This window comes from Acidobacterium sp. FHG110202_01, assembly GCF_059115305.1.
Window position 1 is genome coordinate 131,414 of sequence record NZ_JBZYWJ010000008.1, and the last position, 24,444, is coordinate 155,857.

The 24,444-nt window shown below is 56.4% G+C and carries 13 protein-coding genes; 3 read left to right on the plus strand and 10 right to left on the minus strand.

Features of this window, described 5'->3' with window-relative positions; genetic code table 11:
- Positions 1-145: 145 nt before the first annotated feature.
- From AC5S16_RS17290 to AC5S16_RS17300, 3 genes are all read right to left on the minus strand, one after another.
- Positions 146-2,176, minus strand: a complete 2,031-nt coding sequence (locus AC5S16_RS17290) for a S53 family peptidase (protein WP_493931352.1) — start codon at positions 2,174-2,176, stop codon at positions 146-148.
- A 274-nt stretch (positions 2,177-2,450) separates the two neighbouring features.
- Positions 2,451-3,980: a helicase HerA-like domain-containing protein gene (locus AC5S16_RS17295; RefSeq protein WP_493931353.1), complete on the minus strand. Its 1,530-nt coding sequence runs from the start codon at positions 3,978-3,980 to the stop codon at positions 2,451-2,453.
- Positions 3,981-4,168: 188 nt separating this feature from the next.
- A complete protein-coding gene (locus AC5S16_RS17300) occupies positions 4,169-5,623 on the minus strand; it encodes a carbohydrate porin (RefSeq protein WP_493931354.1) in 1,455 nt (484 codons plus the stop codon).
- A gap of 411 nt (positions 5,624-6,034) precedes the next feature.
- On the opposite strand from AC5S16_RS17300, the gene AC5S16_RS17305 reads away from it, so the two are divergent.
- On the plus strand, positions 6,035-8,323 hold the full coding sequence (locus AC5S16_RS17305; RefSeq protein ID WP_493931355.1) for an alpha,alpha-trehalose-phosphate synthase (UDP-forming): 2,289 nt from the start codon (positions 6,035-6,037) through the stop codon (positions 8,321-8,323).
- Complete coding sequence (otsB, locus tag AC5S16_RS17310) at positions 8,313-9,095, plus strand: trehalose-phosphatase (RefSeq protein WP_493931356.1); 783 nt, start codon at positions 8,313-8,315, stop codon at positions 9,093-9,095. The genes AC5S16_RS17305 and otsB overlap by 11 nt, the downstream gene beginning before the upstream one ends.
- 116 nt (positions 9,096-9,211) lie before the next feature.
- Here the strand turns inward: otsB and AC5S16_RS17315 are convergent, their stop codons facing one another.
- The 5 genes from AC5S16_RS17315 to AC5S16_RS17335 all read right to left on the minus strand — a co-directional run bounded on the left by AC5S16_RS17315 (position 9,212) and on the right by AC5S16_RS17335 (position 17,786).
- Positions 9,212-12,169: an Ig-like domain repeat protein gene (locus AC5S16_RS17315; protein WP_493931357.1), complete on the minus strand. Its 2,958-nt coding sequence runs from the start codon at positions 12,167-12,169 to the stop codon at positions 9,212-9,214.
- Positions 12,170-12,676: 507 nt separating this feature from the next.
- A complete protein-coding gene (lipA, locus tag AC5S16_RS17320) occupies positions 12,677-13,591 on the minus strand; it encodes a lipoyl synthase (protein WP_493931358.1) in 915 nt (304 codons plus the stop codon).
- Positions 13,592-13,613: 22 nt separating this feature from the next.
- A complete protein-coding gene (locus tag AC5S16_RS17325) occupies positions 13,614-13,949 on the minus strand; it encodes a DUF2127 domain-containing protein (RefSeq protein WP_493931359.1) in 336 nt (111 codons plus the stop codon).
- Positions 13,946-14,302 (minus strand): c-type cytochrome, encoded by a 357-nt coding sequence (locus AC5S16_RS17330; RefSeq protein WP_493931360.1) that lies wholly within the window; start codon positions 14,300-14,302, stop codon positions 13,946-13,948. Before AC5S16_RS17330 ends, AC5S16_RS17325 begins: the two co-directional genes overlap by 4 nt.
- A 100-nt stretch (positions 14,303-14,402) precedes the next feature.
- On the minus strand, positions 14,403-17,786 hold the full coding sequence (locus AC5S16_RS17335) for a protease pro-enzyme activation domain-containing protein (RefSeq protein ID WP_493931361.1): 3,384 nt from the start codon (positions 17,784-17,786) through the stop codon (positions 14,403-14,405).
- Positions 17,787-18,032: 246 nt separating this feature from the next.
- Between AC5S16_RS17335 and AC5S16_RS17340 the strand changes: the two genes are divergently transcribed.
- Positions 18,033-21,368, plus strand: coding sequence for a TonB-dependent receptor (locus AC5S16_RS17340; protein ID WP_493931362.1), 3,336 nt, complete (start codon positions 18,033-18,035; stop codon positions 21,366-21,368).
- Between the two features lie 21 nt (positions 21,369-21,389).
- On the opposite strand, the gene AC5S16_RS17345 is transcribed toward AC5S16_RS17340, so the two are convergent.
- Both AC5S16_RS17345 and AC5S16_RS17350 read right to left on the minus strand, forming a co-directional pair.
- A complete protein-coding gene (locus AC5S16_RS17345; protein WP_493931363.1) occupies positions 21,390-24,086 on the minus strand; it encodes an ABC transporter permease in 2,697 nt (898 codons plus the stop codon).
- Complete coding sequence (locus AC5S16_RS17350; RefSeq protein ID WP_493931364.1) at positions 24,083-24,424, minus strand: PadR family transcriptional regulator; 342 nt, start codon at positions 24,422-24,424, stop codon at positions 24,083-24,085. The genes AC5S16_RS17345 and AC5S16_RS17350 overlap by 4 nt, the downstream gene beginning before the upstream one ends.
- Between the last annotated feature and the right edge of the window lie 20 nt (positions 24,425-24,444).

The following is a 24,444-nucleotide window of genomic DNA, read 5'->3' on the forward strand; positions in this document are numbered from 1 at the left end:
TCACCACGAAAGAAAAGCAGATCCTTCGCTACACTCAGGATGACAACCTGAGCGTGAGTGCCCCTGCCGGGATGACAATTATTTCACCTGGCAACGCTCAAGCCGGGCGAGAGAAATATCGCCCGGCTTGTATAAGGTTGCTGCGTTACCAGAAGTTCCAGTTGTCGACCAGCTTCTCTACGTTGAGTGTGCCGATGCCGGTGGCGAAGTCCCAGCCGGTATTTGTGCTGTAGGCGTCGCGGTACCTGGTTGTGCTTGTTGAGAGTACGCCGTAGGTTCCGGATGGCGCGTAGCAGCTGTTGGGAGCGGTGCAATCCACGTCGTTGTCACCGAGGGTGACGTCGTGGAAGATACAGGCGTTTTTGCCTTTTGTGGAGTCGCACGCCTTATTACCGAAGAATCCGTATTCGCGGCGGGCGAGGCTATAGAGAACATAGTTGGGATTTCCCTGACGGAATCCGGCCTTCTGGTTGATGAGGGCCTGGATGCCGGCCATCAGCGGAGCGCTGGCGGAAGTGCCGCCGCCGCCGCCCCAGTTGGCGGGATCGCCGGTGCAGGGTGCTCCACCCTGGCTGGCGTCGGAGAAGCAGAAGGTGTAGTAGTGTCCCCATAGGCCGTTGGCGGCAAAGAGGGAGATGTCGGGCAAGTCGCGCACGCCGTCGAAGGGCATGCCGACCAGTCCATATTGCCAGAGAGGTTTTGCACGGCCGCGGCAGGTTCCGCTGACGGCGGGTGTGCCGGCGTCCGGACTGGTCTCACCATAGGCGCAACCGCTGGGGCCTCCGCTGCCGGCGACGATGTTGAGGAAGTTCGATCCGAAATCAGAATTGCAGAAGCCGTTCGTGCCATACGGCGTTGCGTAGCCTTCGAAGGTCGAGAGCAGAGTTCCGGCGCAGGAGTCGTTCCAGGGAATCTCCGGGATGTAGGATTTTGCGGAGCCATAGGTGGCGCTGTTGGTGGTGTTCCAGTACTGAGCGTTTGCGCCCAGGTAGGTGTCGGCATAGTCGGTGCCGCCGACGGCGACGTTATAAGCAGTGGAGGCGAGGCCGTTGACGGCGATTCCGTAGACAGCTGCGTTTGCCGTGTCGAAGTCATCGCATCCGGCGGCTCCGGCATCGCTGCTCGAGACATAGATCGAGATGCCTTCGGCGGCGGCCTGCTGATACATGGAGTTGATGTATTTGTTGCCGGATTCCGTCAGCGCGGCTTCGCATTCGGTGATGCTGAGGCTGATGATGGAGGGCGGTACGCGCTCGTCGATGACATTCTGCAGAGCGATGAAGGAGCCGAAGTTGGCGGAGGTGCTGGCGCAGGCAGCATTCACGACCTGCGCGTCGGGCGCGGAGGCGGTGATCGATTCCATATCGACGGCGGCTTCAAAAAGCCACGGCTCGTAGAGGCCGGGATCGCCGCATCCGCCAGGATGGGTCTGGACGAACGATCCATATTTGAAGCCGGGCACGAAGGTCTTGCGGTAAGTTTCGACATCGGCGGTGGAGTAAACGTCGGTCGGTTCTACTGCGACGACGGTTTGTCCTCTGCCGGTGATGCCGCGCTTGTAGAGCGGATTCATGTTGTAGATGGTGGCGAAGTCGGCGGGAGTGAGCAGCTGATAAGAGCTGTTGACGGTAAATGCCGGGACAATGCCTGACGCCGGCTTTTCGCCCTGCGCTCGCGGCATGGCGCGGACTGCGGATGCGTGCGGGCGGAAATCGTGGAGCCCGGCAATGCCGATGACGACTGAGCTGAGGGCAGCGGGGATTCTGGGAGTCGTGAGGTTGCTGGTGTGCTTTTCGCCTTTGGTCTCCAGATTATGAATTTCTGTCTGGAAGGCTTCCTGGACCTGGCCGGCGGTTCCGGAGAAATCAACCATGGTACCGCTTTTTGAGACGCTGTTCACCTGAAATCCGTGCATGGTGAGCCAGTCGCGAACGGTGGCGATATCGGCGGGGTCGGGGCCGTAGTCGCTGCCGAGCTGGTCGGCGGTAAGCCAGTGCTGGTAGTTGGAGCTGCCCTTGGTCTGGGCGGATTCCATGTAGGCTTCAAGCGCTGCCTCACGTTGCGGAGAGCGCTGCAGGAGCAGGACCATGTGGTCCAGTTTGAAGCTGTTAGCCACGATGCCACGGTCATTTTGAGGTGTGGCTTCAGGGCGTATATTGCGGGTTGTTTCGACCATTCTGGTTTCGTCGATTTTCTGGGTGATGAGGGGCTGGGAAGCGATCCTGGTCTGGGCGAATGCAAGGTTAGAACAAAGGAAGGCGAACGACAGGGAAAGACACGAAGCCATTGATTTGAGATTCATGGGTGGGTTCCTCGCGCGGGAGGAGCATAGCCGAGTGCAGGCGTGGGGTCAACATAAAATCAACCGCCAAGACGCTAAGTGCGCCAAAGTTCCGCGAAAAACGTTTTCACCACAGAGTACACAGAGAGCACAGAGTTCCACAGAATATCTATCTTCGGCGGCTTCCGGTTGCTGAGCCGCCGAGGAGGGAGCCGAGGACTCCGCGGACCAGTTCGCGGCCTACGCTGCTGCCGATGGTGCGGACGGCGCTCTTGGTCATGGCTTCGACGAGGGAATCGCCGTGGCCGGAGCGGCCTGTGCCTGCAGTGGCGATGGTGCCGATGGTGGTGGCCAGTCCGTCATACCAGGGTTTGGTGGCTGAAGGCGTTTGTGCGGATGAGGGCGGCGGAACCGGCGGCGCTGCAGTGGCGCGGCCTTTCAGGCGCTCGTAGGCGGATTCGCGGTCGACGGCCTGCTCGTAGGTTCCGGCGACGAGAGAAGCGGCGATGAGCTGCTTGCGCTGGTCCGGGGTGATGGGGCCGATCTGGCTGTGGGGCGGCAAAATGAAGGCGCGATCAACGATACCCGGTGTGCCTTTTTCATCGAGGAAAGAGACGAGACCTTCGCCTACGGCCAGCTCGGTGATGACGGTTTCCACGTTGAGCTTTGGATTGGTGCGAAAGGTCTGTGCGGCTGCGTGGACGGCCTTCTGATCTCTCGGAGTGAAAGCGCGCAGGGCGTGCTGCACACGGTTGCCGAGCTGTCCGAGGATTTCGTCGGGCACGTCGATGGGATTCTGAGTGACGAAGTAGACGCCAACGCCCTTCGAGCGGATGAGGCGGACGACCTGCTGCACTTTGTCTTCGACGGCCTTGGGCAGGTCGGTGAAGAGCAGGTGCGCTTCATCGAAGAAGAAGACGAGCTTCGGTTTTTCAGGATCGCCGACTTCGGGGAGTTTTTCGAAGAGCTCGGTCAGGAGCCACAGCAGGAAAGTGGCGTAGAGACGGGGCGACTGAATGAGCTTGTCGGCGGCGAGGATGTTGACGACGCCATGGCCGTTCGCATCGGTCTGCAGCAGATCGTCGAAGTTGAGCGCGGGCTCGCCGAGGAATTTGCCGGCGCCCTGCTGTTCGAGCGTGAGCAGGCCGCGCTGGATGGCTCCTACGCTGGCTGATGAGATGTTGCCGTATTGCACCTGCAGCTCCTGGGCGTGCTCTCCGACGAACTGCAGCATGGCCTGAAGGTCTTTGAGGTCGAGCAGGAGCAGGCCCTGGTCGTCGGCGAGCTTGAAGACCAGAGTGAGGACGGCGGTCTGCGTGTCGTTGAGGCCGAGCAGGCGGGAGAAGAGCAGTGGGCCCATCTCGGAAACTGTGGCGCGGATGGGGTGGCCCTGTTCGCCGAAGACATCCCAGAAAGTGACGGGGCAGCCGGCGAAGTTGAAATCGGAAAGGCCAAGCTGTTTTATGCGTTCGGCGATTTTGGGATTGCTGACGCCGGGCTGGCTGATTCCGGAGAGATCGCCCTTTACATCGGCGGCGAAAACGGAAACGCCGATGCGGCTGAAGGCCTCGGCCATGACCTGCAGCGTGACTGTCTTGCCGGTTCCGGTAGCTCCGGCGACCAGGCCGTGACGGTTGGCCATGGCGGGAAGAAGCTCGAGCGGGCCTTCGCCTTGAGCAATCAGAAGCGGATCAGACAATGGGACATACCTCCGGACTGCTTGATTCTAGAGCATTTTCGTACAAGTAAATAGTTGTCCCTCAGGGGCTGAAGCCGCGTTCTTTCCACCGCTATCGGCACGGCTGAAGCCGTGCCCCTTCAAAACGCATAAACATCGTTCTATATCTGAACGAAAAACTGCTTTTGAACAGAAAACCTCTGTGAGTTTCAGAAATCGATGTGGGCGCGGAGACCGGGGACGATGATGGGGCCGCGGTCGCGGTTGAAGCCCGGATTGTTGACGAAGGAAAGCTGCGCGGCGAGGTAGAGGCCGCCGATTGCGTGGGCGGTGTAGTAAGTCTCGCTTACTGTTTCCCGTCCATAGTTCAGGCGGCCATCGCCCAGCATGAAGCCGATGCCTCCGAGCGCGAGATACCTGCGATGGTCGTCGGAAAGGCCGCTGTTTACGAAGGCGCTGCCGAGGCGGTCATCCTTTCTATGCCAGAAGTCGCCGGAGAGATCTGCGCCGAAGGAGACGGTATTGTTCATTTCGCTGAAGGTAAAGGACTCGTATGAACCGTTGTTCCAGCCGGTGCGCATGTAGACGCGAAAGTTGGCGGGAAGATCCTGCTCGAAATTCATAGCGAAACCCGGCTTCACTGTTTCCGAATGGCGATGAAGCGTAATGTCAGGAGTTTTGTCCTGGCCGTCGAGGTAAGCATTGATGGCTTCGCGGTAGTTTCCGAGTTTGGCATGGTTCACGAAGAGAAGCGCGCGAAAGTGCGTCTGGTAACCCTGCATGGCAAAGCCGGTGTAGTCGAGCTGCAGGTTTTCGCTGTGCGTGTGACGGATGTCATAGTCGAGATTGTTGCCGCTGGAGAACTTGGGCAGGAGAGCTTCAGCAAAGCGGATGCCGATTTTCGGGCCCTGATAGTTCACCATGGCGGCGACGGTATCGCCATGGCCGTCGGCTCCATTTTCATAGGTACCGGTGTTGCCGATGGCGAGGTTGGTGAACTGCAGATGGGTATCGCTGCCGACTTCGTTGACGTCGAAGAAGTCGAGCAGGCTGAATTTTCCGGCGGTAAATTCAAAGCGTCGCCGCGGGATGGAAGAGGGCAGGACGAAGGGATTGGGATCTTCGCTGATGCGGTCGGCGGTGAGCGGAACCATGTGGTTGTAGAAGGCACGGGAAACGTAGAGATCGCGGCTGAGGCCGGGGGCGATCGCATCGGCGTTGGTGAAACCGGCAACGCCATTGCCATCGCTTATGCCGTGGCCTCCGGCTTCGTCGATGCTGACAATGGCTTCAGTAAAGCGAAAGAGCCTGACTCCGGTATAGAGAGTGAGCGTGCGGGAGACATCTGCCTCTCCCCAGGAGTGGAAACTGTTAGGGCCGGCGTAGGGCGAATGAAAAGGCGTATGCGCCTGAAAGATGAAGTTGGACTGGCCGGAGATCCAGAAGCGGTCGGCGATGAAGTGCTTCGAAATGAAGGCTGGATTTGCCTGGTCGTCGGACTGGTCTTCGATGGTCTGGCGGAGCTGCGGGGGAGAATTGGAGTTCTCAGGAGCGCCGTTCGTGCCGAGGGGGACGTGATCGGGGACTGTGTCAGGCGCATCGGGCAGGGAGGGAGTCTGCTGCGCGCCGGCGAGTGCTCCGGAAAGAATAACCAGGAGAACCATCGACAAGACAGCCCGGTGTTTGTGGCAAAGACCTCCCATTCAAAAGAAGCTACATTGGCGGCAGGCTAATGAATGTAACGATTGGTTTAAATGATTGAGACTCATCGCTATAGCAATGGTGCTGGGGTAGAAATAGGGCCTCTTTATCGGCAGAGACATTCGCAGCGCTGGGCTCCCATTATGCTTATCAGGCGCAGAGTGCATCTATTCAAAAGAATCGAGTTGCAGCTGTCGCAGGAAGTGTCTTCTCTCTCCGTCTGTCGCGGATTGTTAAACTTGAACATATGAGGTGTTCCACGCACATGGCATTGCGTGCGCTCGAATCATCTTGCTATTTCGCGCCGGGGGATTGGTTATCGTATTACTTTTTTTGCGGATCGACTGTATCGCACATAAGTCAGGTGAGGGTGAATGCGGATTCTGAGTTTGCGGTTGATTGTAGCCTTGATTATCGGAGTCACGATGGTGTCCCTGGTATCGTCCTGGTACCAGGTGCGGACCGAAAAGGATGAACTCCGTCTTGATCTGGAAAGGAAAGCAGAGACATTCGGAGAAAGTCTTGCAGTAAATGCTGAGTCCTACCTGCAGAACGGAGACAGGACCGGGCTGGCCGCAATGGTCGAGCGTTTCAACAATCGAGACCATCTGCTCGGCATCGGCATATACGATTCTGAATCCTTCCCGCTGGTCGTTACACGCAATCTTGGTGATGTAGCGCCCTCGACACCGCAAATCTTAAAAGACGCAGTAGTGAACGACCGTCCTGCAACTGTCTACATGCGGGTGCATTTCAGACGATTGTATGTTCTCGCTGCACCGCTGCATGCGGTCAATCGCAGTGTTGCGGGCGGGATGATCGTTGTCTACGATACAGGCTACATCCGTGCTCAGATATTTCACGTCTGGGGCCAGGCATTCATACATATCGCCGGCCAGGTGCTGGTCATTGTCGGAATTACGTTGTTGATTGTGCGCTGGAGCCTCGTTGGCCCAATCGCGCGAGCAGCGCAGTGGATGAAAACACTGCGCATGGACCGGCATGTCACGCCGCCTTCGGCCAAAGATCTCGATTTCCTGCAACCGTTAACGCGGGAAGTGGCTCCGCTTGCAGAAAGCATGCGCCAGGCGCGTGCGGCCGCAGAGATAGAAGCCAGGCTCCGGAATACGAACCAGTCGCTCTGGACGGCGCAGCGACTGGCTGAGCATGTACGCACAAAGCTGAATGGAAGCAACCTTTTTGTAGTTTCCAATCGCGAGCCCTATATTCACAGCTGGCAGGGCGGCGAGGTCAAAGTGACGGTTCCGGCCAGCGGACTCGTTACTGCGATTGAACCGATTCTCTGTGCCTGCAACGGAACCTGGATAGCACAGGGCAGCGGAGATGCGGACAGAGATACGGTAGACAGCCATGACCGTCTGCAGGTCCCTCCGAGCAATCCGAAATACACGCTGCGCCGCCTCTGGCTCACCGAAAAAGAAGAAGACGGCTACTATTACGGCTTTGCCAATGAAGGCCTGTGGCCACTGTGCCACATGGCTCATGCGCGGCCGATATTCCGGGCGTCGGACTGGGAATACTACAACGAGATCAATGCAAGGTTTGCCGATGCTATCGCGGAAGAAATAGGAAAAGAGAAATCTCCCGTCGTTCTGATTCAGGATTATCACTTTGCGCTGCTGCCGCGGATGGTGAAAGACCGGCTACCTCATGCACGGGTTGCCATCTTCTGGCATATTCCGTGGCCGAACCCTGAAGCATTCAGCATCTGCCCATGGCAGCAGGAAATATTGGATGGATTGCTGGGAGCAGACTTAATCGGATTCCATGTGCAGGCGCACTGCAACAATTTTCTCAGCACCGTGGATCGCGTGCTCGAAGCGCGAGTGGACTGGGAGCATTTTTCGGTCAGACGGAAGAATCATTGGTCCTCAGTTCAGCCATTTCCCATCAGCGTTGATTTTCTTATGACGGAAGAGACTCCTTCAGAAAGCAACAGCGCAGAAGAGCGGAGCGCGCTGATTGCCGAACTCGGAATCGAAACAACATTTCTGGGTGTCGGCGTCGATCGAATGGACTATACCAAGGGCATCATTGAACGGTTCCAGGCAGTAGAGTCGTTCCTTGAAAAGCATTCACGCTACCGGGGGAAATTTACCTTTGTTCAGATCGGGGCGCCCACGCGCAGCCAGATTCCACGGTATGCGGATTTTCAAAAAGAAGTGGAACACGAAGCGAACCGCATCAACGAAAGATTCAGACAAGGCAAATGGCGGCCTATCGTTCTTCTGAATCGCCAGCACAGTCATGAAGAGGTGAGACGCTATTACCGCGTGGCACACCTTTGCATGGTGACATCACTGCATGACGGAATGAACCTCGTAGCGAAGGAGTATGTCGCTTCCCGCTCAGATGGGTGCGGCGTTTTGATTCTGAGCCAGTTTACGGGCGCTGCCCGGGATTTGCGTGATGCGATTATCGTCAACCCTTACGATACCGAGGCTACGGGGGACGCCATTGCACAGGCGCTGGAGATGGATGTGAGCGAAGTGGCTGATCGCATGGAGCGCATGCGGCAATCCATCAAGGAGCACAACATTTACTGGTGGGCAGGCAGCCTGATCGGAGAACTGTGTGATCTTCGCCTCAGCAGAGACGAAGTCGTGAAGACGACTACAGGCGAGGCCCGGCGTGCAGGATAACCAGCGAAATGCAGCAGTCGCGGATTTTTTTCGCCGGCTGGATCGCACGACGACTTCACAACTTCTCCTGGATTACGACGGCACACTGGCGCCGTTCCAAACGGACCGCCACAAAGCTTACCCGTACCAGGGAATCATTCCGCTACTGGACCGGATCATTCAAAAAGGCGGAACGAAGGTCTCCATCGTATCCGGACGCCCGATCAGTGAAATACAGAAGCTGCTCCATCCCTTGAAGCATTTCGAAGTATGGGGCGCGCATGGGATGGAGCACATTTCGGCGGACGGCGCATACGGACGCGCAGAGATCCATCCAGAGGCCTCCTCGATTCTTGAACAAGCCGAAGACTGGCTGCGTCAATCGGGATTGCTTTCGATTGCTGAAATCAAGCCGGGAGGCGTTGCTGTCCACTGGCGCGGTCTGGGCGCAAAGGAAATTACAGACATTCGCACCCGTGTCGAGAAGGACTGGAGCAGATTCAACGAAGTACCGGCAATCAAACTTCTGTCCTTTGAAGGCGGCGTTGAGATTCGTGCTGCCCGTCCCGATAAAGGCGATGCTGTCAGCGCCATCCTGGCGAGCGCAGATTCAACCGCATCCGTTGCTTTTCTCGGAGACGACCTCACAGACGAGGACGGTTTCCGTGCTCTACGCGGACGGGGCCTGGCTATCCTGGTGCGATCGGAATACCGGGAGACAGCTGCCAGTGCATGGATTCGCCCTCCGGAAGAGCTGATTGCTTTTCTGGAGTCATGGTCGGAAGCCTCTTGAGCTGTGAGTGGAAGCTCCTATATCCCCCACAAAAAAGATGGCATTGTTTGTGCCCTGTACAAACAATGCCATGGGTGACGGCAGGGAAATGCCTGCGTCGAATTTTAAGTTCTCGCCTAGCGCTTGACCGTCAGTGTCACATTCGCTGAATGACTCAACTGGGTTGTGCCGGAAGACGCTGAAGCTGTGACTGTAACGTTGCTGCTGATTCCCGGAGGATTGGGATTCACAGTAACTCCGCAAGCAGTCAGGCATGAAGTTATGGCAAGCAGTGCGAAAAGAATGCAAAGCAGCCGGCCATTTGTGTAGAGTTTTTTACTGCGTCCGGCAAAGCCAAGCAGCAGGCCTAACCCGGGCAATAAGAAGGCATAGAAGGTGCGCGGCAATGACCGTGGATGAAGCAGCGCGGTCGATTGAGATGTAGTGATTGTAAGTTTGCCGCTGACTGCATTCGTTCCATCAGGCGTTACCGTGGACGGGCTGAAATTGCACTGCGCGCCCTCGGGCAGTCCTTCACAACTGAATGACACCGGAGCATTAAATCCGTCCTGAGGTGTCACGGTCAGGTCTGCTGTTGCAGACTGTCCCTGAACAACGGTCAAAGTTGCAGGGTTCACAGTCAAAGTGAATCCGGTTGCTGCAGCTGCTCCGCCAACGGTAACCGTAACTGCGGATGAAGTAGAACCTGCAAACCATGTATTTCCTGGGTAGGAAGCAGTGATCGAGTGAGTTCCTGCTGCAAGGGCTGTTGTTGTGTAGGTAGCTGTTCTGGTCCGGTCAGCAGCAGGCGCGCTCAAAGTTGCAGTGCCTAAAGCTTTCCCTCCATCGTAGAAAGTCATGGGCTCGGGATCGACACTGGAATTGAAACCTATGACAGACGCCGTGAAGGTTACTGGCTGGCCTGGCGCAATGTTAGTCGCGGAGGTAGTCAGCGTAGTCGTAGTCGTCGCCGGCGAAACGGTGATCTTAATGGCATAAGAAGTAGATGCTGCGAACCAGGTATTTCCCGGATAAGAAGCATGGATCCAGTATGTGCCGAGTTTGAATGACTTAGTCTTGAAGACCGCAACGCCAGAACTGTTTGTTGTGGCTGTGCCTACTACTCTTGTTCCATCGAGGAAGGTTACAGTTTCACTCGGCACAGCGGAATTGAAGCCGGTGACAGTGGCAGTGAAGGCTATGGTCTGCCCCAGCACAGGGTGATCATCTGAGACGGTTAATGTTGTAGTTGTAGTTGCCGGTGTAACCTGGACCTCAACCGCGAAAGAATTGGAACTCTCAAACCACTTATCTCCTGGATAGGAAGCATGGATCCAGTGAGTGCCAAGTGTCAGTGTTTTTGTCTTGAAGACGGCAACACCAGACTTATCCATGGTTGCCGTGCCTACTACAGTGGTTCCATCAAGAAAGGTTACTGTCTCCGGATCAACTGTTGGGTAATAACCAGTGACTGTAGCGGTGAAGGTCACTGTCTGTCCCAGCACAGCATTCGCAGGAGATGCAGTCAGTTTCGTGGTTGTAGGAGTGGCTGCCTGAGCCTGAACCTGAACAGCTCCCATCATTCCGCGATCAGCATGAGACAGGGTCTCGTCCTGATATAGAAATGTCCCGGCGATATTAGGATCGCGGAAGTCCATAAGAAGCTTCACGCTGGGATAAGGATCAGAAGTATTGCCGCTCCAGTGCGGCACATTCACGGTGTCTCGCATGCTTGAGTCATTGACCGGCCGTCCATCGATGGCGAGCACCTGAAAGTGGGTCTGATCAATGTGGAATGCATGATCCGCTTCCGAACGGTTTTCAATGGTCCACTGCTCCACGGTTCCGCCGGGAACAGTGATGCTGGGAGGCGCGCTCCTGTCGAAAGCTGCAGGCGTCTGGCCGTCCACTGTCAGGTAATCCTGCGAAGCGTCCGCATTCTGCGAGAAATAGAGTTTGCGCTGAGTTGTAGAGGATGTGCTGTTGAGCCCGGCAAAGCGTGTGACTGCCTGCTGAGCTGCAGCTGCAGGCAGTTGCTTTGCAAGCGAGGTTTCAGCGCTCGTACCCGCAGAGGTTGGCTGGATACTGGCGATTATTCTGCCTGGATCAGAATCTCCACTTGCGCCATTGTTCCATGGCTTAGTGACGAGCTGCGCCTGTTGACTGCTGGCCGGTGTTGTAAGAACAAACTCCACACGCGCGCCCGGCGGCAATACATAGTCGGTCTGCGTCTCGGAAGTTGGACTTCCATCGCTGTTCTTCAAAGGCACGCCATCAATCGCAACAACCTTGAATGGCTGCGCCACATTGTTGATGGTGACCTGCAGGTCAAGAAGCGTATCAGCAGAAGCATTGAGGACGCGCCAGAACTCCTGCTCTGATGGCGCTGTCTGAATCACCGCTGGAGTATTCGCCGCATAAGTAACCGGAACATAATTCAGCGATAAGTCAGTTTGCAGACTCGTAGTCCCAGATGTTGCTGTTGAGGATGCAGCCTTCTGGTCGCGCAGCACGAAAACTCTTTCAGGCAGTCCGGCAAGGCTTGAGTTGAAGTTCTGAATGCCGTCGACAATGATCGCGCCGGAAGCTCCGCCAAGAACCTGGTCTTCACTGAATTGCGGATGATACCAATAAAGTCCCGGCGGCTCATCGGCTGGAATCTGCACAGTGTAATCGAATGACTGCTGCGACGAGACAGCTGTATGAAGCGCTTCATCCTGATGGCACACGGGGGCAATATTCAGCCCAGGAAAATGCAGATTCGTTGAGCTGGCGTCGATTGACTGAGCGCTGCATGCATTGTCTGAAACCTGTATGCCAGCCGTCTGTGATGATGGAAGATCATTTTGAAAATGAATGACCAGCTTATCTCCGGGGCTAACATGCAGCGTGGGAGCCTGCGATCCCATATCTGTGATGTAGCAGTAGCGCGTCAATCCATGAGCATCCACTGCAGTCTGAAACTTGAAGGTAACTTCCAGAATTCCATTCTGGCTGGTTAACTCCGGCGGATCAGTGACCTGCGATCCTGCAGGAAAACGCGGGCACACTGCATCGGCAGGATCTGTCGAGGCTTGACTATATAAAGCGAGCATCTTGCCTGGGACCTGCGCGAACGCACCGGCCGAAACAGCTAACAACAGAGACAGGGGAAGGATTCGAGCAAATACTCGAGGGAAATTCATGGGCCACCTTAACTGGAATCTCTCGGACCGCGTACAGATTCCTCCTGCACAACGCGCACAACGCAGTTGTTTCAGATGTCCTGGGATTGCAGGTCTTTAGTTGCTGACGAGAGTGAACTGTAACTTACCGTGTAACAGTTCTTGTAAGTAAGATACCCGGAAATAGAAATTAAGTTATCCCAGAACCCCTGATATTCAAGGTTTTCCACAGTTTTTTGATGGTAACTTTCGCGAAGGTAATTCATGGTAACTGCGATAACTAGCCAGCTAACTTGGAAAAGGTAACTATGTAAGGTAACTATTGCGAGTGACCCAATTTATTCATAGATGCCGGAAGAGCCCACCCATAACCGACACAGTATTGCCGGCTGCAATTCTGCATTGTTCAGAAGCGGGGGCTTTTGCAATTAGCGATATTTATTGGCAGACGACGCCGGAGGAGTTTGCCTGTTCGTGGGCATGGTACGAGGAGCGGACAAGCGGACCTGATTCAACGTGGTGGAAGCCCATCTTCAGCGCTTCCTGTTTCATGAAGGAGAACTCGTCGGGCGTGTAGTAGCGCGCCATAGGCAGATGGTCTTTCGATGGGCGCAGATACTGGCCGATGGTGAGCACGTCGGTTCCTACAGCGGCGAGATCGCGGTAGACCTGGAGCAACTCATCCATCTCTTCGCCGAGGCCGACCATGACGCCGGACTTGGTGGTGACGGTCGAATCGATTTCCTTCGAGTATTCGAGCAGGCGCAGTGTGCGCTCGTAGCGCGCTCCGGAACGCACGGCGCGGTAGAGGCGCGGGACTGATTCCGTGTTGTGATTGAGGATCTCGGGATGCGCTTCGACCACAATGCGAATGGCTTCCTCGTTGCCTTGAAAATCAGGGATCAGGACTTCGACCTGGCAGCCCGGAGCCTGCCTGCGAATTTCTTTGATGACCATGGCGAAGGCGCGCGCGCCTCCAAGAATATCGTCGTCGCGATTGACGCTGGTGATGACGGCGAATTTCAGTCCAAGCTCAGCCACAGCTTCAGCGACACGGCGCGGCTCGTCAAAATCAATGGCATCGGGGCGGCCCTTGGGAACGGCGCAGAAGCCGCAGCGGCGCGTGCAGGTGTTGCCCAGCATCATGAAGGTGGCTGTGCGATGGTTCCAGCACTCGCCGATGTTGGGGCAGTGTGCGGATTCGCAGACGGTATGCAGATTGAGGCTGCGCGCGAGCTTCTTGAGGTCGTGGTAGTTGTCGCCTACGGGGGCGCGGGCCTTCAGCCACTCCGGCTTGGGAGCGGGCTTGCGCGGAGCGAGGTCAATCTGTATGAGTTCCGGGGCTGTGGCCATAACCTTCTATTGTAAACGGCGATTAACGAAGGCGCTCGATCACCTCGGGCCGCACGAGGTAGAGGAAGAAGATCAGATTGACGGCGATCATCACGATCAGCGGCGCCTGGTGGAAGCGCACGAGCATGTACGCTCCATAGCACATGGAGAGAAATGCTGCGGCGAGAGCGAGCGCCCATCCCCAGCGGCGCTGCTGGAGAAGACCGCTGGCGGCCGCGGCGAAGAAGGCGCACAGCACGGTGACGGCCATGGGCAGATGGTGCGTGATGACTCCGTAGAGGCCGATGCCGCAGAGCATGAGCATCCAGAGCGAGATAACGGCCATGCCCGGGAGCGGGCCTTTCACTTCGTTGGTCATAACGTGTGCAGGTAGGCCATGAGGGCCGCGAGCTGCTCTTCGTCCATGGTATTGCCCATCGCAGGCATCATACCGCGGCCATGCTCGATGATGTCGGTGACGCGGTCGTCATTCGCCGGCATGCCGTTGCGGAGATACTTCCGGCGGTAGAGGCCGAAGAGTCCGGGCCCGTTGAGGGCTGTGTCACTGTCGGCATTGTGGCAGCGGCTGCAGCGGTTCACGAACACTCGCCGGCCTTCTGCTTCTTCCGGAGTGAGCTGGTTCAGCGGTTTTGAAGGCGGGAGCGATGGCCGGCAGCCGATGATGATGAGGGCTGCCACAATGCCAAGGAATTGTTTCTGTTTTTTTGACAAGGCTATGTGTTCATCATAAGTGATCGCAGTGCGCGAAGGGTGCGATGAAGCAGATCCTTCATCGCACTGCGCTTCGTTCAGGACAACCCCTTGGTGCAGGTTATCGCGTTACCGTGATTGTGATTGCTGTTGAGGTGGACGCAGTGTAGTTTGTATCGCCGCTGTATTTCGCGGTGATGGTGGCCGTGCTGCTGGTGCTCCCTGTACGTGTTGTTCCTCCTCCACTGCTATTGCCGCCGCCACTGCATGCAGTAATGGTGGAGATGACGAAGACTAGAGTGATAAGGGCCAGGAAACCACGCCAGTTTCGGCGGCGGTTCGGAATGGCAAAGAAGAAGACACAGGCCATGGCTGCTCCGCCGGAGATTTCCCCGGGGAAGCCTATATACCCGAGCCTGGCGGTGTTGGCGGCAACGAGCTGGCTTCCCGAGATTGAGATGCTTGCCGTCGATTGCACCAGGCCGGTTGTAGGGCTGTAGGCCTGCGTTAAAGGAACGGCGTTACCGAGAGCGGCCGATCCTTTATAGAACTGGATTGTGCCGGAAGGAGGCGTGCCTATACTGTTGGCTGCAACTGCAACCGTAATGGTTACATTTGCGGTCGAAGCAATGCTCGCAGCGCTCGAAGTGGCTGTGGTCGTGGTGCTGGCTGGAACGACAGTGAACGAAATAGCGCTGCTCGTGCTGGCGCCAAAACTTTGGTCTCCGGAGTATTGACCCGTAATGCTGTGGCTGCCTGTAGCGAAACTGAATCCAGGATTCTGATAGTTGGTGAGAGTAGCTATGCCGTTGCTCGCAATGAGAGTGTGGAAAAACATATTGCCGTTTTCGTAAAAGTAAATGCTGCCAGTGGCGACACCGTTGGGCGTAATCTTACCGCCTGGGGAGATGCAACTGCCGCAAACAGGCTGGGCATCTGCGAAGTTGAACTGACCGAAAGGAATGCTGTCGGCAGAACCCGTATAAGAGCGGCCAGTAGAAGGATCGTAGATGTAGACGTTGAGAAGAGTCGCGCTGGGTTCAGGAGATATGGTTACATCGATGTTGTTCGATGTGCTGCCAGCGTAAGTACTGTTCCCACCGTAACGCGCAATCACTGCATAATTGCCGCCCCGAAGTGCGCTGGATGAGCCTGTTGCGCTTCCGTTTGACAATGTCAGCGTAGTGCCAGCAGGCGCAATAACGACGTCGCCTGTTGCCTGTGCTGGATTCACACTGACGCTGAAATATAGAGGCGTACCATGCTGTACATTCACACTCGGCGAAGTGCTCAACCCGGTAGAGCTTGCGCCCATTTGCAAGGTTGTGCTGCTCGACGTGAATTTGGCATTTCCCCAGTTAGCTGCCAGCTGAGCCACATCCAAGCTCCCGAGGCCAGTGGCCGCGTCGTAACCTGCGGCAGCATTGTATCCCGTTACGAAGCTATTGGGCCCGCAGTCGTTTGAGCCGGAGGCGCAATAGACTGAGTTGTTGCCGGCTGCGATATCGTGGAAGACAGTTCCATAAAGCGATGATTGTGCCGCAAGATTATACAGGACATAGTCTGCCTGTCCGAGACGAGCGCCGCCCTGGGATTGAGATATGAGTGCGAGCATACCGGCGAAGGCGGGAGCTGCCGCTGAGGTTCCTCCGACGCCTGTGAAGGTGGCGTCGCTGGTGAATTGCCCATTTCCGTTCTGACAGTCTGCCCCTGCTGTTCCCTGCGGGCCAGATCCATTAAGATAGCCGTCCGCGCAGATGACCCATAGCGCCTTATATTTGCCGTTGGCAGCAAGGAAGGAAACATCGGGAACAGCACGAGTGACAAAAGCACTGGAAAAAATAGAATTGGGGACAATTCCGCGCTGGAATGATGGTTGCGAATAGCCTGCTGTGCAGGTTACCGTATTTCCGGAAATTGTCGACTGCGTGCAACTGCTTATGCCGCCACCTCCGCCAACGATATTGGTATTTGCTTTGCTGTCTTTATCCGGGCTATTTGATGTGTAGCCGCTACCGTTGGCAGTGGTGGAATCGTTCCATGGACTCTCCGGGATGTAATTGAGAGCGGTCCGGTAGTAGTTGGACGAGCTATTGGTTGCGTTTACATAGGTGCTGAATTGGCTGCTGAGAATGTTGTAGTCTGTGCCGCCGACTGCGATGTTATAAGGCGTGGATGCAAGGCCATTCACAGCGAGGCCGTTTTGCGCAGTCTTCTCAGTGTTCTGATCATCGCAGGCTGCGGAGCCGCTGTCGCCCGTCGAAACTGTGACGCTGATGCCCTGTGCCGCTGCCTGTTCCCAGGCGTTCAATACTTGTAAGTTGCCGCTGGTGCCAAGAAAGGCTTCACACTGGCCGAAACTGACATTCAGAATGCTGACTGCGTTGTCGTCGAGGGCGCGATAGATGGCGAGAAAGAGTCCGGACTGGATATCGGTATCAGCGGAAATATAAAAGTAGATCTTTGCACCAGGAGCAACGCCTCCGGCCACTTCATTGTCCAGCAGACCTTCAATTGCAGCACCGCCAGGAACCATGCCTGGATCATTGCCGTCAACAATGATGGTCGGTGAGTAAATGGCATAGAGCGAAGGCAGGAAGGCGCTACGGTAGTTGTCAACATCCGATGAGTTGCAGGATTCACAGCCAAGATTGCTGACACCAGCGATACCTATGTTTATCCCGCTTCCATCATAAGTCGTTCCAGTGTATCTGGGATTCAGTACCGGAACAGGCGTGTCATAGATGGTCGCTGCGTCCGCTGGATTTACGAAGAGATAATTATTCCCCTGCTGGTCCTGGAGGGTGAGATCGGGTTTGATGGTGTGGGTTTCGGAGTCGAAGTGGGCTGTGGCCTTTACCGTTGCGTATGGATGGGGGCGGAAATCATGCAATGACGCAATGCCGCCGATGACCGGGGCGAGCGCGGCGGGAATCTGCGGATCGGTTGCATTGGCGTAATGTGTTTCGCCGTTGACGAAGTAGCTGTGAATGGCGGTGTGGAAGGCCTGCTGAGTCTGAGCGACGTTTCCGGAAAAGATGACGGCGTTGCGCGCCTGCGGCAGCTTGTCCACGGTAAAGCCCTGCGACTGCAGCCAGGCGGTGACGGCAGTCAGGTCCGCATCACTGATGCCATACGACTTGCCGAACTGTGCCGGAGTAAGCCATTTGCGGTAGCTAGGCGAAGCCGGGTTCTGCACATCGCTGAGAAACTGCCTGAGTGCTGACTCCTGCGCATCGCTGCGCTTGAGTAGCAGCATGATCCGCCCTGTGGACATGGACTCCGGTGCGGCTCCCCGATCGAAGCGCGGCAGTGCCAGCGGATGTATGTTGTGCTGAAGTGTGATGCGTGCATCAGGATTGATGGGCTGCGTAATGCGGTTGGCGACGACAGCCTCTGATGGAGTCTGGGCCGGGACTGAGGTAGAGAAAGCAAACAGCCCGACCGCAATGAGCGCGGACAGGCACAAAACGGGGACACGCGTCCCGCAACGTGCATGAAACATATGTTTCCTGTGAACTGCTTGTGTTGGACTTGAACAATTGCTGCGGAACCGAGCGGGAGGGGGAATCCTTACCTGGTGGCTGCCTTTGCTGGTTACGAGTATACGGTATGTGTGGTGAGATCCTGTGATCGATATATATATATGATTTAGTTCAAATAAATTCGATATACATCCATAAATCAATACGAAACATGGTGTAGCTTGGATAGGTAATTCTTTTGACTTCCGCTATCCGAGGAGATTGCTGTGTCCTGGTCTTTACGCTGTTTTCTGGGCGGTATTTTTCTTGTTTTTGCATCCCTATCTGTTCAGGCGCAGATTGCTGGCGAGCTGAAAGGCCGCGTCACCGATCCCTCGGGGAATGCGGTGGTTTCTGCCCACGTGGATCTTACGCAGACGGCGACCCAGGTAATGCAGTCGACTACTTCCAGCTCGGAAGGAGAATATGTTTTTCCGAACCTAGTGTCCGGGACTTATTCCGTCAGCGTCGAAGCTTCCGGTTTTCAGCGGCTGGAACGCTCAGGGATCGTAGTGCGCGTGGGTCAGACGGTGGGGCTTGATCTGGCGCTCTCAGCGGGCAGCGTGCATGAGACAGTGACTGTGACTGAGGATGCGCTGCTGCTCCAGACGCAGACGAGCAATATTCAGACGACTGTTCCGGGAACGGCCGTGCTGGCCCTGCCGCTCAACGCGCGCAACTTTATTCAGCTGGCGCAGCTGGCTCCGGGTGTGGAGCTGCCGCAGGGAACGCAGCTGCCGCGCATCAATGGCGGACGTCCGCGAACCAATGAATATCTCTTCGATGGCATTTCAGCATTGCAGCCGGAGCCGGGGCAGGTTGCGTTCTTTCCCATTATTGATGGCATTCAGGAGTTCACGATTGAAGCAAACAATGTGCCCGCTGAGTTTGGACGCTTCAACGGCGGCGTGGTGAATGTGGCCACTCGTTCGGGCTCGAATAATTTTCATGGCAGCCTGTTTGAGTTTCTGCGCAACGAAGACCTGAATGCCAGGAGCTACTTTGCGCGTACCGGCCCAAAGCCGGAGTACCGACGCAATCTTTATGGCGGCACGATCAGCGGGCCGATCGTGCATGACCGGCTGTTCTTCTTCGGGGACTATCAGGGGATCAAGCAACGCATCGGCGTCACGCGCACTTCGACGATTCCGACGCTTGCCGAACGGCAGGGTATTTTTACCGGCGTGTCGCACATCTACGATCCGTCGACATCGACGGTGGTGAGTGGGCAGACGGTGCGGCAGGAGTTCCCGAACGATGTGATCAACAAGCCGCTTGATCCGGTGGCTGCGGCGCTGCTCGCGCGCTTTCCTACGCCGACGAGCTCCGGTGCGGCTAACAATTATGTCCGCACGGCGAATGATGACGACCACCAGAACCAGTTTGATGTTCGCGTAGACGGAGCGTATCACGAGCGCGACCGCGCCTTTGGCCGGTACACCTACTATCACGAGGTGGAGAATCCGGTGACGCCGCTGCCGGATGGAAGCGGTGCGATCAGCGGTTCGGTGATCGGGACGGGCAATGTGGTGGGGCTGTCGAATGTTCTGGGGCAGCAGGCTGTGTTCCATGAGACGCATACGTTCTCCCCGTCAGTAGTGAACGATGCGCGGCTTGGCTACACGCGGCGCAGCAACAATATTGCCGGCACAACGCTGGGCTCGACTGCATCGGATGCGCTGGGGATTCCAGGCATTCCGACGAATGCCGCTTTCAATAATGCGCTGCCGCTCTTTACGATTGCAGGGTTCCAGCAGCTGGGACCTTCGGCAGGAACGTTCTCGCAATACCAGACAGGCGTGTGGGAATTGGGCGACACGCTGCTGTGGGAGAAGGGCGCTCATGCCATTAAGGTGGGCATTGACTTTCGCTGGTATCAGCTCAATACGGTTTCACCGCCGAACCCGACCGGCTCCTTTGCTTTTTCTGTGACAGGCACGAACCAGCAGGGTGTATCGAGCAGCGGCAATGCTCTGGCGAGCTTCCTGCTGGGACAGGTGGATACATTCCAGATTGACCTGCAGCAGAGCAAGATTCGCCCGCGCGATTTTATCCATGAGTACTTTGTGCAGGACGACTGGAAGGCGCTGCCGAACCTGACGCTGAACCTGGGCGTGCGCTATACGCTGCATGAGCCTTCGACGGAAAAGAATAACCAGGGAGCGGTGTTCAATCTGGTGACGCAGCAGCTGGATTATCTGGGCGTCGACGGCTTTTCGCGCAGCGCGCGCGAACTGCACTACGGCAACTTTGCTCCGCGCATCGGTCTTGCTTATTCCGTGAATCCGAAGACGGTGGTGCGCTCCGGCTTCGGGATTGTGTTTATTGACCAGTCGGGTATCACGACTCCGTTTACGACGCCGCAGTTTCCTTTCATCCAGAATGTGCAGCAGCGCACGCTCGACAATGTAAATGCCGCATTCGCGCTTTCGAATGGGCCCACGGTGGCGCCGATTCCGCTGACGCCGGATGCGGGATTGGGCCAGAGCGTGTATACCGTGAATCGCAAAGCGGGCTCGGGCTATGTCGAGCAGTGGAACCTTGCGGTGCAGCGCGCGGTGACCAATGATCTGAGCTTTGAGGTTGCCTATGTAGGCTCGCATGTTGTGCATGTCGGCATTCCGGATTCCAATCTCAACCAGCTCACTACCGAACAGCTGAGCGAGGGCGCTGCGCTGACGAAGAGCGTGCCCAATCCCTACTATGGTGAGCTGCCGGTTTCGAGCCCGATTGGAGGCAAGACGACAACAGCGGCGCAACTGCTGAAACCTTATCCACGGTTCCAGAATGTGGCCATCTATCGCAACAACAGCGGCACAACCAATTACAACGCGATTGAGGCTAAGGTGGAGCAGCGCTTTCATCATGGCATCTACCTGCTGTTCAGCTACACGCACTCCAAGCTGATTGATGATGCTTCTTCGGTGTTTTCTTCGACTGTGCTGTCGGCGCCGAATTCGAGCAGCCTGGTTGCGGCTGATACGTTTCGTCCATGGCTGGAGCGTGATTCATCGAGCGGTGATATGCCGAATGTGCTGACGGCCAGCGGCATTTATGAGCTGCCTGCGGGACGAGGCCATGCGTTTGCCTCGAAGGGATGGGCGAATGCCGCGCTGGGAGGATGGGCGCTGAATGCGATTCTGTCTCTGCAGTCAGGCATGCCGGTGACGGTGACGCAGGCGACCAATCTCAACTCGTTTGCCGGGTTCGTGCTGCAGCGGCCGAACGTAACGGGCAAGACTTCGCTTGATGCAGGCGAGAGAACTCCGGCGAAGTTCTTTAACACCGCTGCCTTTGCGCCGGCGCCGCAGTTCACGATCGGCAATGCATCGCGCAACCCGGTGCGTGGGCCGGCTTATCGCGATCTTGACCTGGCGCTGGCGAAGCACTGGACTTTCGCCAAAGAGACTGATCTGGAGTTTCGCGGCGAGTTGTTCGATGTGACGAACACGCCGGCTTTCGGGCAGCCGAATGGAAGCTTTGGCGCCGCGGCTTTCGGCAGCATTTCCAGCACGATTACCGATCCACGTGTGGCGCAGTTTGCGCTGCGGCTGCGGATGTAACGGGCTTAAGTAATTTCCGGGCTATTCATATCTTAGTGCTTCCACTGGATGAATCGAAGCGGCGCGCCTCGCAGGCAGTAGACAGGCGATGATCGAACAGGCGGCAAGCAGCAAAGCCGCGAGCGCGAGAGCATGAGAGCCGAGATCGCTGTTGTTCATCCAGCGTGTTAACAGTTTGTGGGTGAGCAGGTCGATGGTCAGCCCGTCGGCAATGCCAACCATGACGCTTCGGACTGCAACCTGTGTGGCAATCCATAAGATATGGCTGCGGGATGCTCCCAGGGCCATGCGGACGCCGAATTCAGCGGTCTTTTGCGCCACGCTGTAAGAGACAACGCTGAACAATCCCGCAAGAGCGAGCAGCAGCGCCAACGCAGAAAAACATCCGAAGAGAACGGAAAAGAGACGCTGGCGCGTCCATTGCGAGTCACGCTCGATGGCGTCTTTCAGATCGTAGGTTCCATTGGAGACCTGCTGGTCGGAGGAGACGGATTGCACGGCTTGCCTGATGGAATGCAGGTATGCGAGTGGCTCGCCCTGAGTGCGTATGTCGAACTGCGCGAAGGGCTCCATCATAGTTGTGTACGGCACGTAAATTGCCGGAAGTACCGGGCGGTCGATTCCATCGTTCCGCGCATCGCCCACGATGCCGATGATCTGCCGCCAGCCTGCGCTGTTGGACGATGCTGCCACCAGGGGTGTCAGGGCTTTCAGGTCAGGCATCCGAACCTGCTGGCCTATTGCGTTGCCTTCTGCCAGATAACGGCGAGCGAAGCTCTCGTTGACGATGGCGACGGAATCGCCGCGTGTGTTCTCCGTCTGGTTCCATATCCGGCCGGCAAGAAGCGGAATTCTCAGGGTTGAGAAATATTCGGGGCTGATCCGGTGTAGACGGGCCAGCAACTCGCTGTTTGCAGTTTTGCTTTCCAGTTCAAATTTTTGTTCGACGCCACTGTCGGGCGGAGCGGAAAAGGTTCCGGCTGCGACTGAGATGACACCGGGAACGGAAGCAATCTTCTGCCGAATCTGCTCAAAATAAGCAACCCGGTCCGGCCACGCTTTAATTCCTGCCCAGGTCCTGGCGTCTTTCCAGTGTGTCATGATGCCAATCTGCATTACATGCTGCGGATCATAGCCAAGAGGAACTCGTGTCAGGCGGAGAAAGCCCGCTGTCGCTGTGCCTGCTGCCGTCATGAGAAGGAGAGTAAGTGCAATCTGTCCTGTAATGAGCGGATTGAATTTATTGTTCTTTCTGCTTCCGGGGATTCTTCGCAGGCCCGATTGCATCATCTGGGACATATTTGTGCGGGATAGTCTCAGCGCCGGGAACAGACCGAAGAGGACACCTGCGCCCACTGCCAATGCCAGTGAGAAGCCGAGAACAGGCAGGTTGATGCGCACGAGAGACTCAGGAGGAAAAGAATCAGGTGCGAGTTGCACAGGCAGCCTGGCCAGCCAGTAGGAGGCTGCTACTCCGAAGACTGCTCCAGAAAAAGCGATCACTAACGACTCGATCAGAAGCTGGCGAATGATTCTCCAGCGGCTTGCCCCTATTGCTTGCCGCAAAGCCAATTCATGCTGCCGCACGGAACCCCGGGCGAGCATGAGGATGGAACAGTTAGCACAGCCGATCGCGAGCAGCAGCGCGACACTGATCAGAAGCAGGGCAAGCATTCTGCCTGTGTTCTGGCTGTAGGGAGCAATGATTGGCTGCAACTGCATATGAAATTTCCTGGGATATCGTTGCGGAAGCTCTTTCGCAAACTGCCGGACGATGGCTTCCAACTCGGCGTTCGCTTCAGCTGGACTGACGCCGGGCTTGAGCTTGATCCAAGGAATAAATGGCCACATGGTTGGAGGGTTTACGGTATCGTGAAGCAGGTTTCTTGGCAGATATACATCTCCGATCGAGATCGTATCGTTGAACGTAAACCTGCGCGGCATGACGCCGGCGATCGTGTAATTCACATGATCGAGCTGCAGCGTTCGACCAATCACTGAAGGATCGCCCTGAAAATGGCGCTGCCAGAAGCGGTAATTCAAAACAGCAACAGGCTGGCGAGTTTGAGCGTCAGAGGGTTGTATGCCGCGTCCCAGCAATGCTGGTACTCCGAAAAACGTATCGGCATTCTCGGTTAGATAAACTGCTGTCACATCTTCCGAAAAATTGCTCCCTGTAAGCTCGGTGTTTGCTGAGGCAAATCCCAATAGATCCTCAATTGATTTCGCATGTCGCAAGACCTGGAACTGCGAAGCGATTGTGGCAAACCATCGCACTTCCTGTGGGCGCTCCTCGTTGATGAGGACCGGATTCATGATCCGGTCGGAATCTGCGTAAGGGAAGGGGTGGATGAGGACTGCGTAGATCAGGCTGAACATTGCCGTAGTGGCGCCGATACCTAAGGCGAGCGAAAGAATGGCGACGCTTGCGTATCCGAGGTTTTTGAATAACGAGCGCAGTCCATAGCGGATGTCAGTGCCGAGTTCGTCGAAGGCGCGCAGGCCGATGGCCGCCCGGTACTTTTCGTTCTGTGTTTCTGCGCGACCGAGAGCGATGCGCGCCTGGCGCTGCGCTTCGGCTGGTTCCATACCTTGCCGGATGAGATCGGCGGCGTAGGAGTCGATATAAAACTGGAATTCTTCTTTGACGTCATGGTCCGTGCGGGAGCGATTGAGAATCGCTTTCCACCAGCAGCGGAGCGCGGCGAAGAGGCTCATAGCTCCTCCGCTTTTGTCTTCAGAATGCCGGCGACAACACTTGCCATGTCTGACCACTTTGCTGTTTCTTCTTTGAGCTGGCGTCTGCCGGACGCCGTGAGGCTATAAAACTTGGCTCTTCGGTTGTTCTCCGATTCTCCCCACTCGCCCTGGATCCATCCATTGCGCTCGAGACGATAGATGGCGGTGTAGAACGAGCCTTGCAGAATCTCAAGGCGCTCACCGGAAATCTGCTGGATGCGGAGCAGGATGCCGTATCCATGCAGCGGGCCGAGGGATACCGCTTTTAAGATAAGCATTTCCAGCGCGCCCTGCGGAAGATCAATTCGCTTTGGCATCGTGCGCTCTCCTATTTGGA

Excerpts from the sequence above, each read along its gene's own strand:
- AC5S16_RS17290 (WP_493931352.1), bottom strand. The coding sequence starts at position 2,176 with ATGGTCGAAACAACCCGCAATATACGCCCTGAAGCCACACCTCAAAAT.
- AC5S16_RS17300 (WP_493931354.1), bottom strand. The coding sequence starts at position 5,623 with ATGGTTCTCCTGGTTATTCTTTCCGGAGCACTCGCCGGCGCGCAGCAG.
- AC5S16_RS17305 (WP_493931355.1), top strand. The coding sequence starts at position 6,035 with ATGCGGATTCTGAGTTTGCGGTTGATTGTAGCCTTGATTATCGGAGTC.
- AC5S16_RS17315 (WP_493931357.1), bottom strand. The coding sequence starts at position 12,169 with ATGCTCGCTTTATATAGTCAAGCCTCGACAGATCCTGCCGATGCAGTG.
- lipA (WP_493931358.1), bottom strand. The coding sequence starts at position 13,591 with ATGGCCACAGCCCCGGAACTCATACAGATTGACCTCGCTCCGCGCAAG.
- AC5S16_RS17325 (WP_493931359.1), bottom strand. The coding sequence starts at position 13,949 with ATGACCAACGAAGTGAAAGGCCCGCTCCCGGGCATGGCCGTTATCTCG.
- AC5S16_RS17335 (WP_493931361.1), bottom strand. The coding sequence starts at position 17,786 with ATGTTTCATGCACGTTGCGGGACGCGTGTCCCCGTTTTGTGCCTGTCC.
- AC5S16_RS17345 (WP_493931363.1), bottom strand. The coding sequence starts at position 24,086 with ATGAGCCTCTTCGCCGCGCTCCGCTGCTGGTGGAAAGCGATTCTCAAT.
- AC5S16_RS17350 (WP_493931364.1), bottom strand. The coding sequence starts at position 24,424 with ATGCCAAAGCGAATTGATCTTCCGCAGGGCGCGCTGGAAATGCTTATC.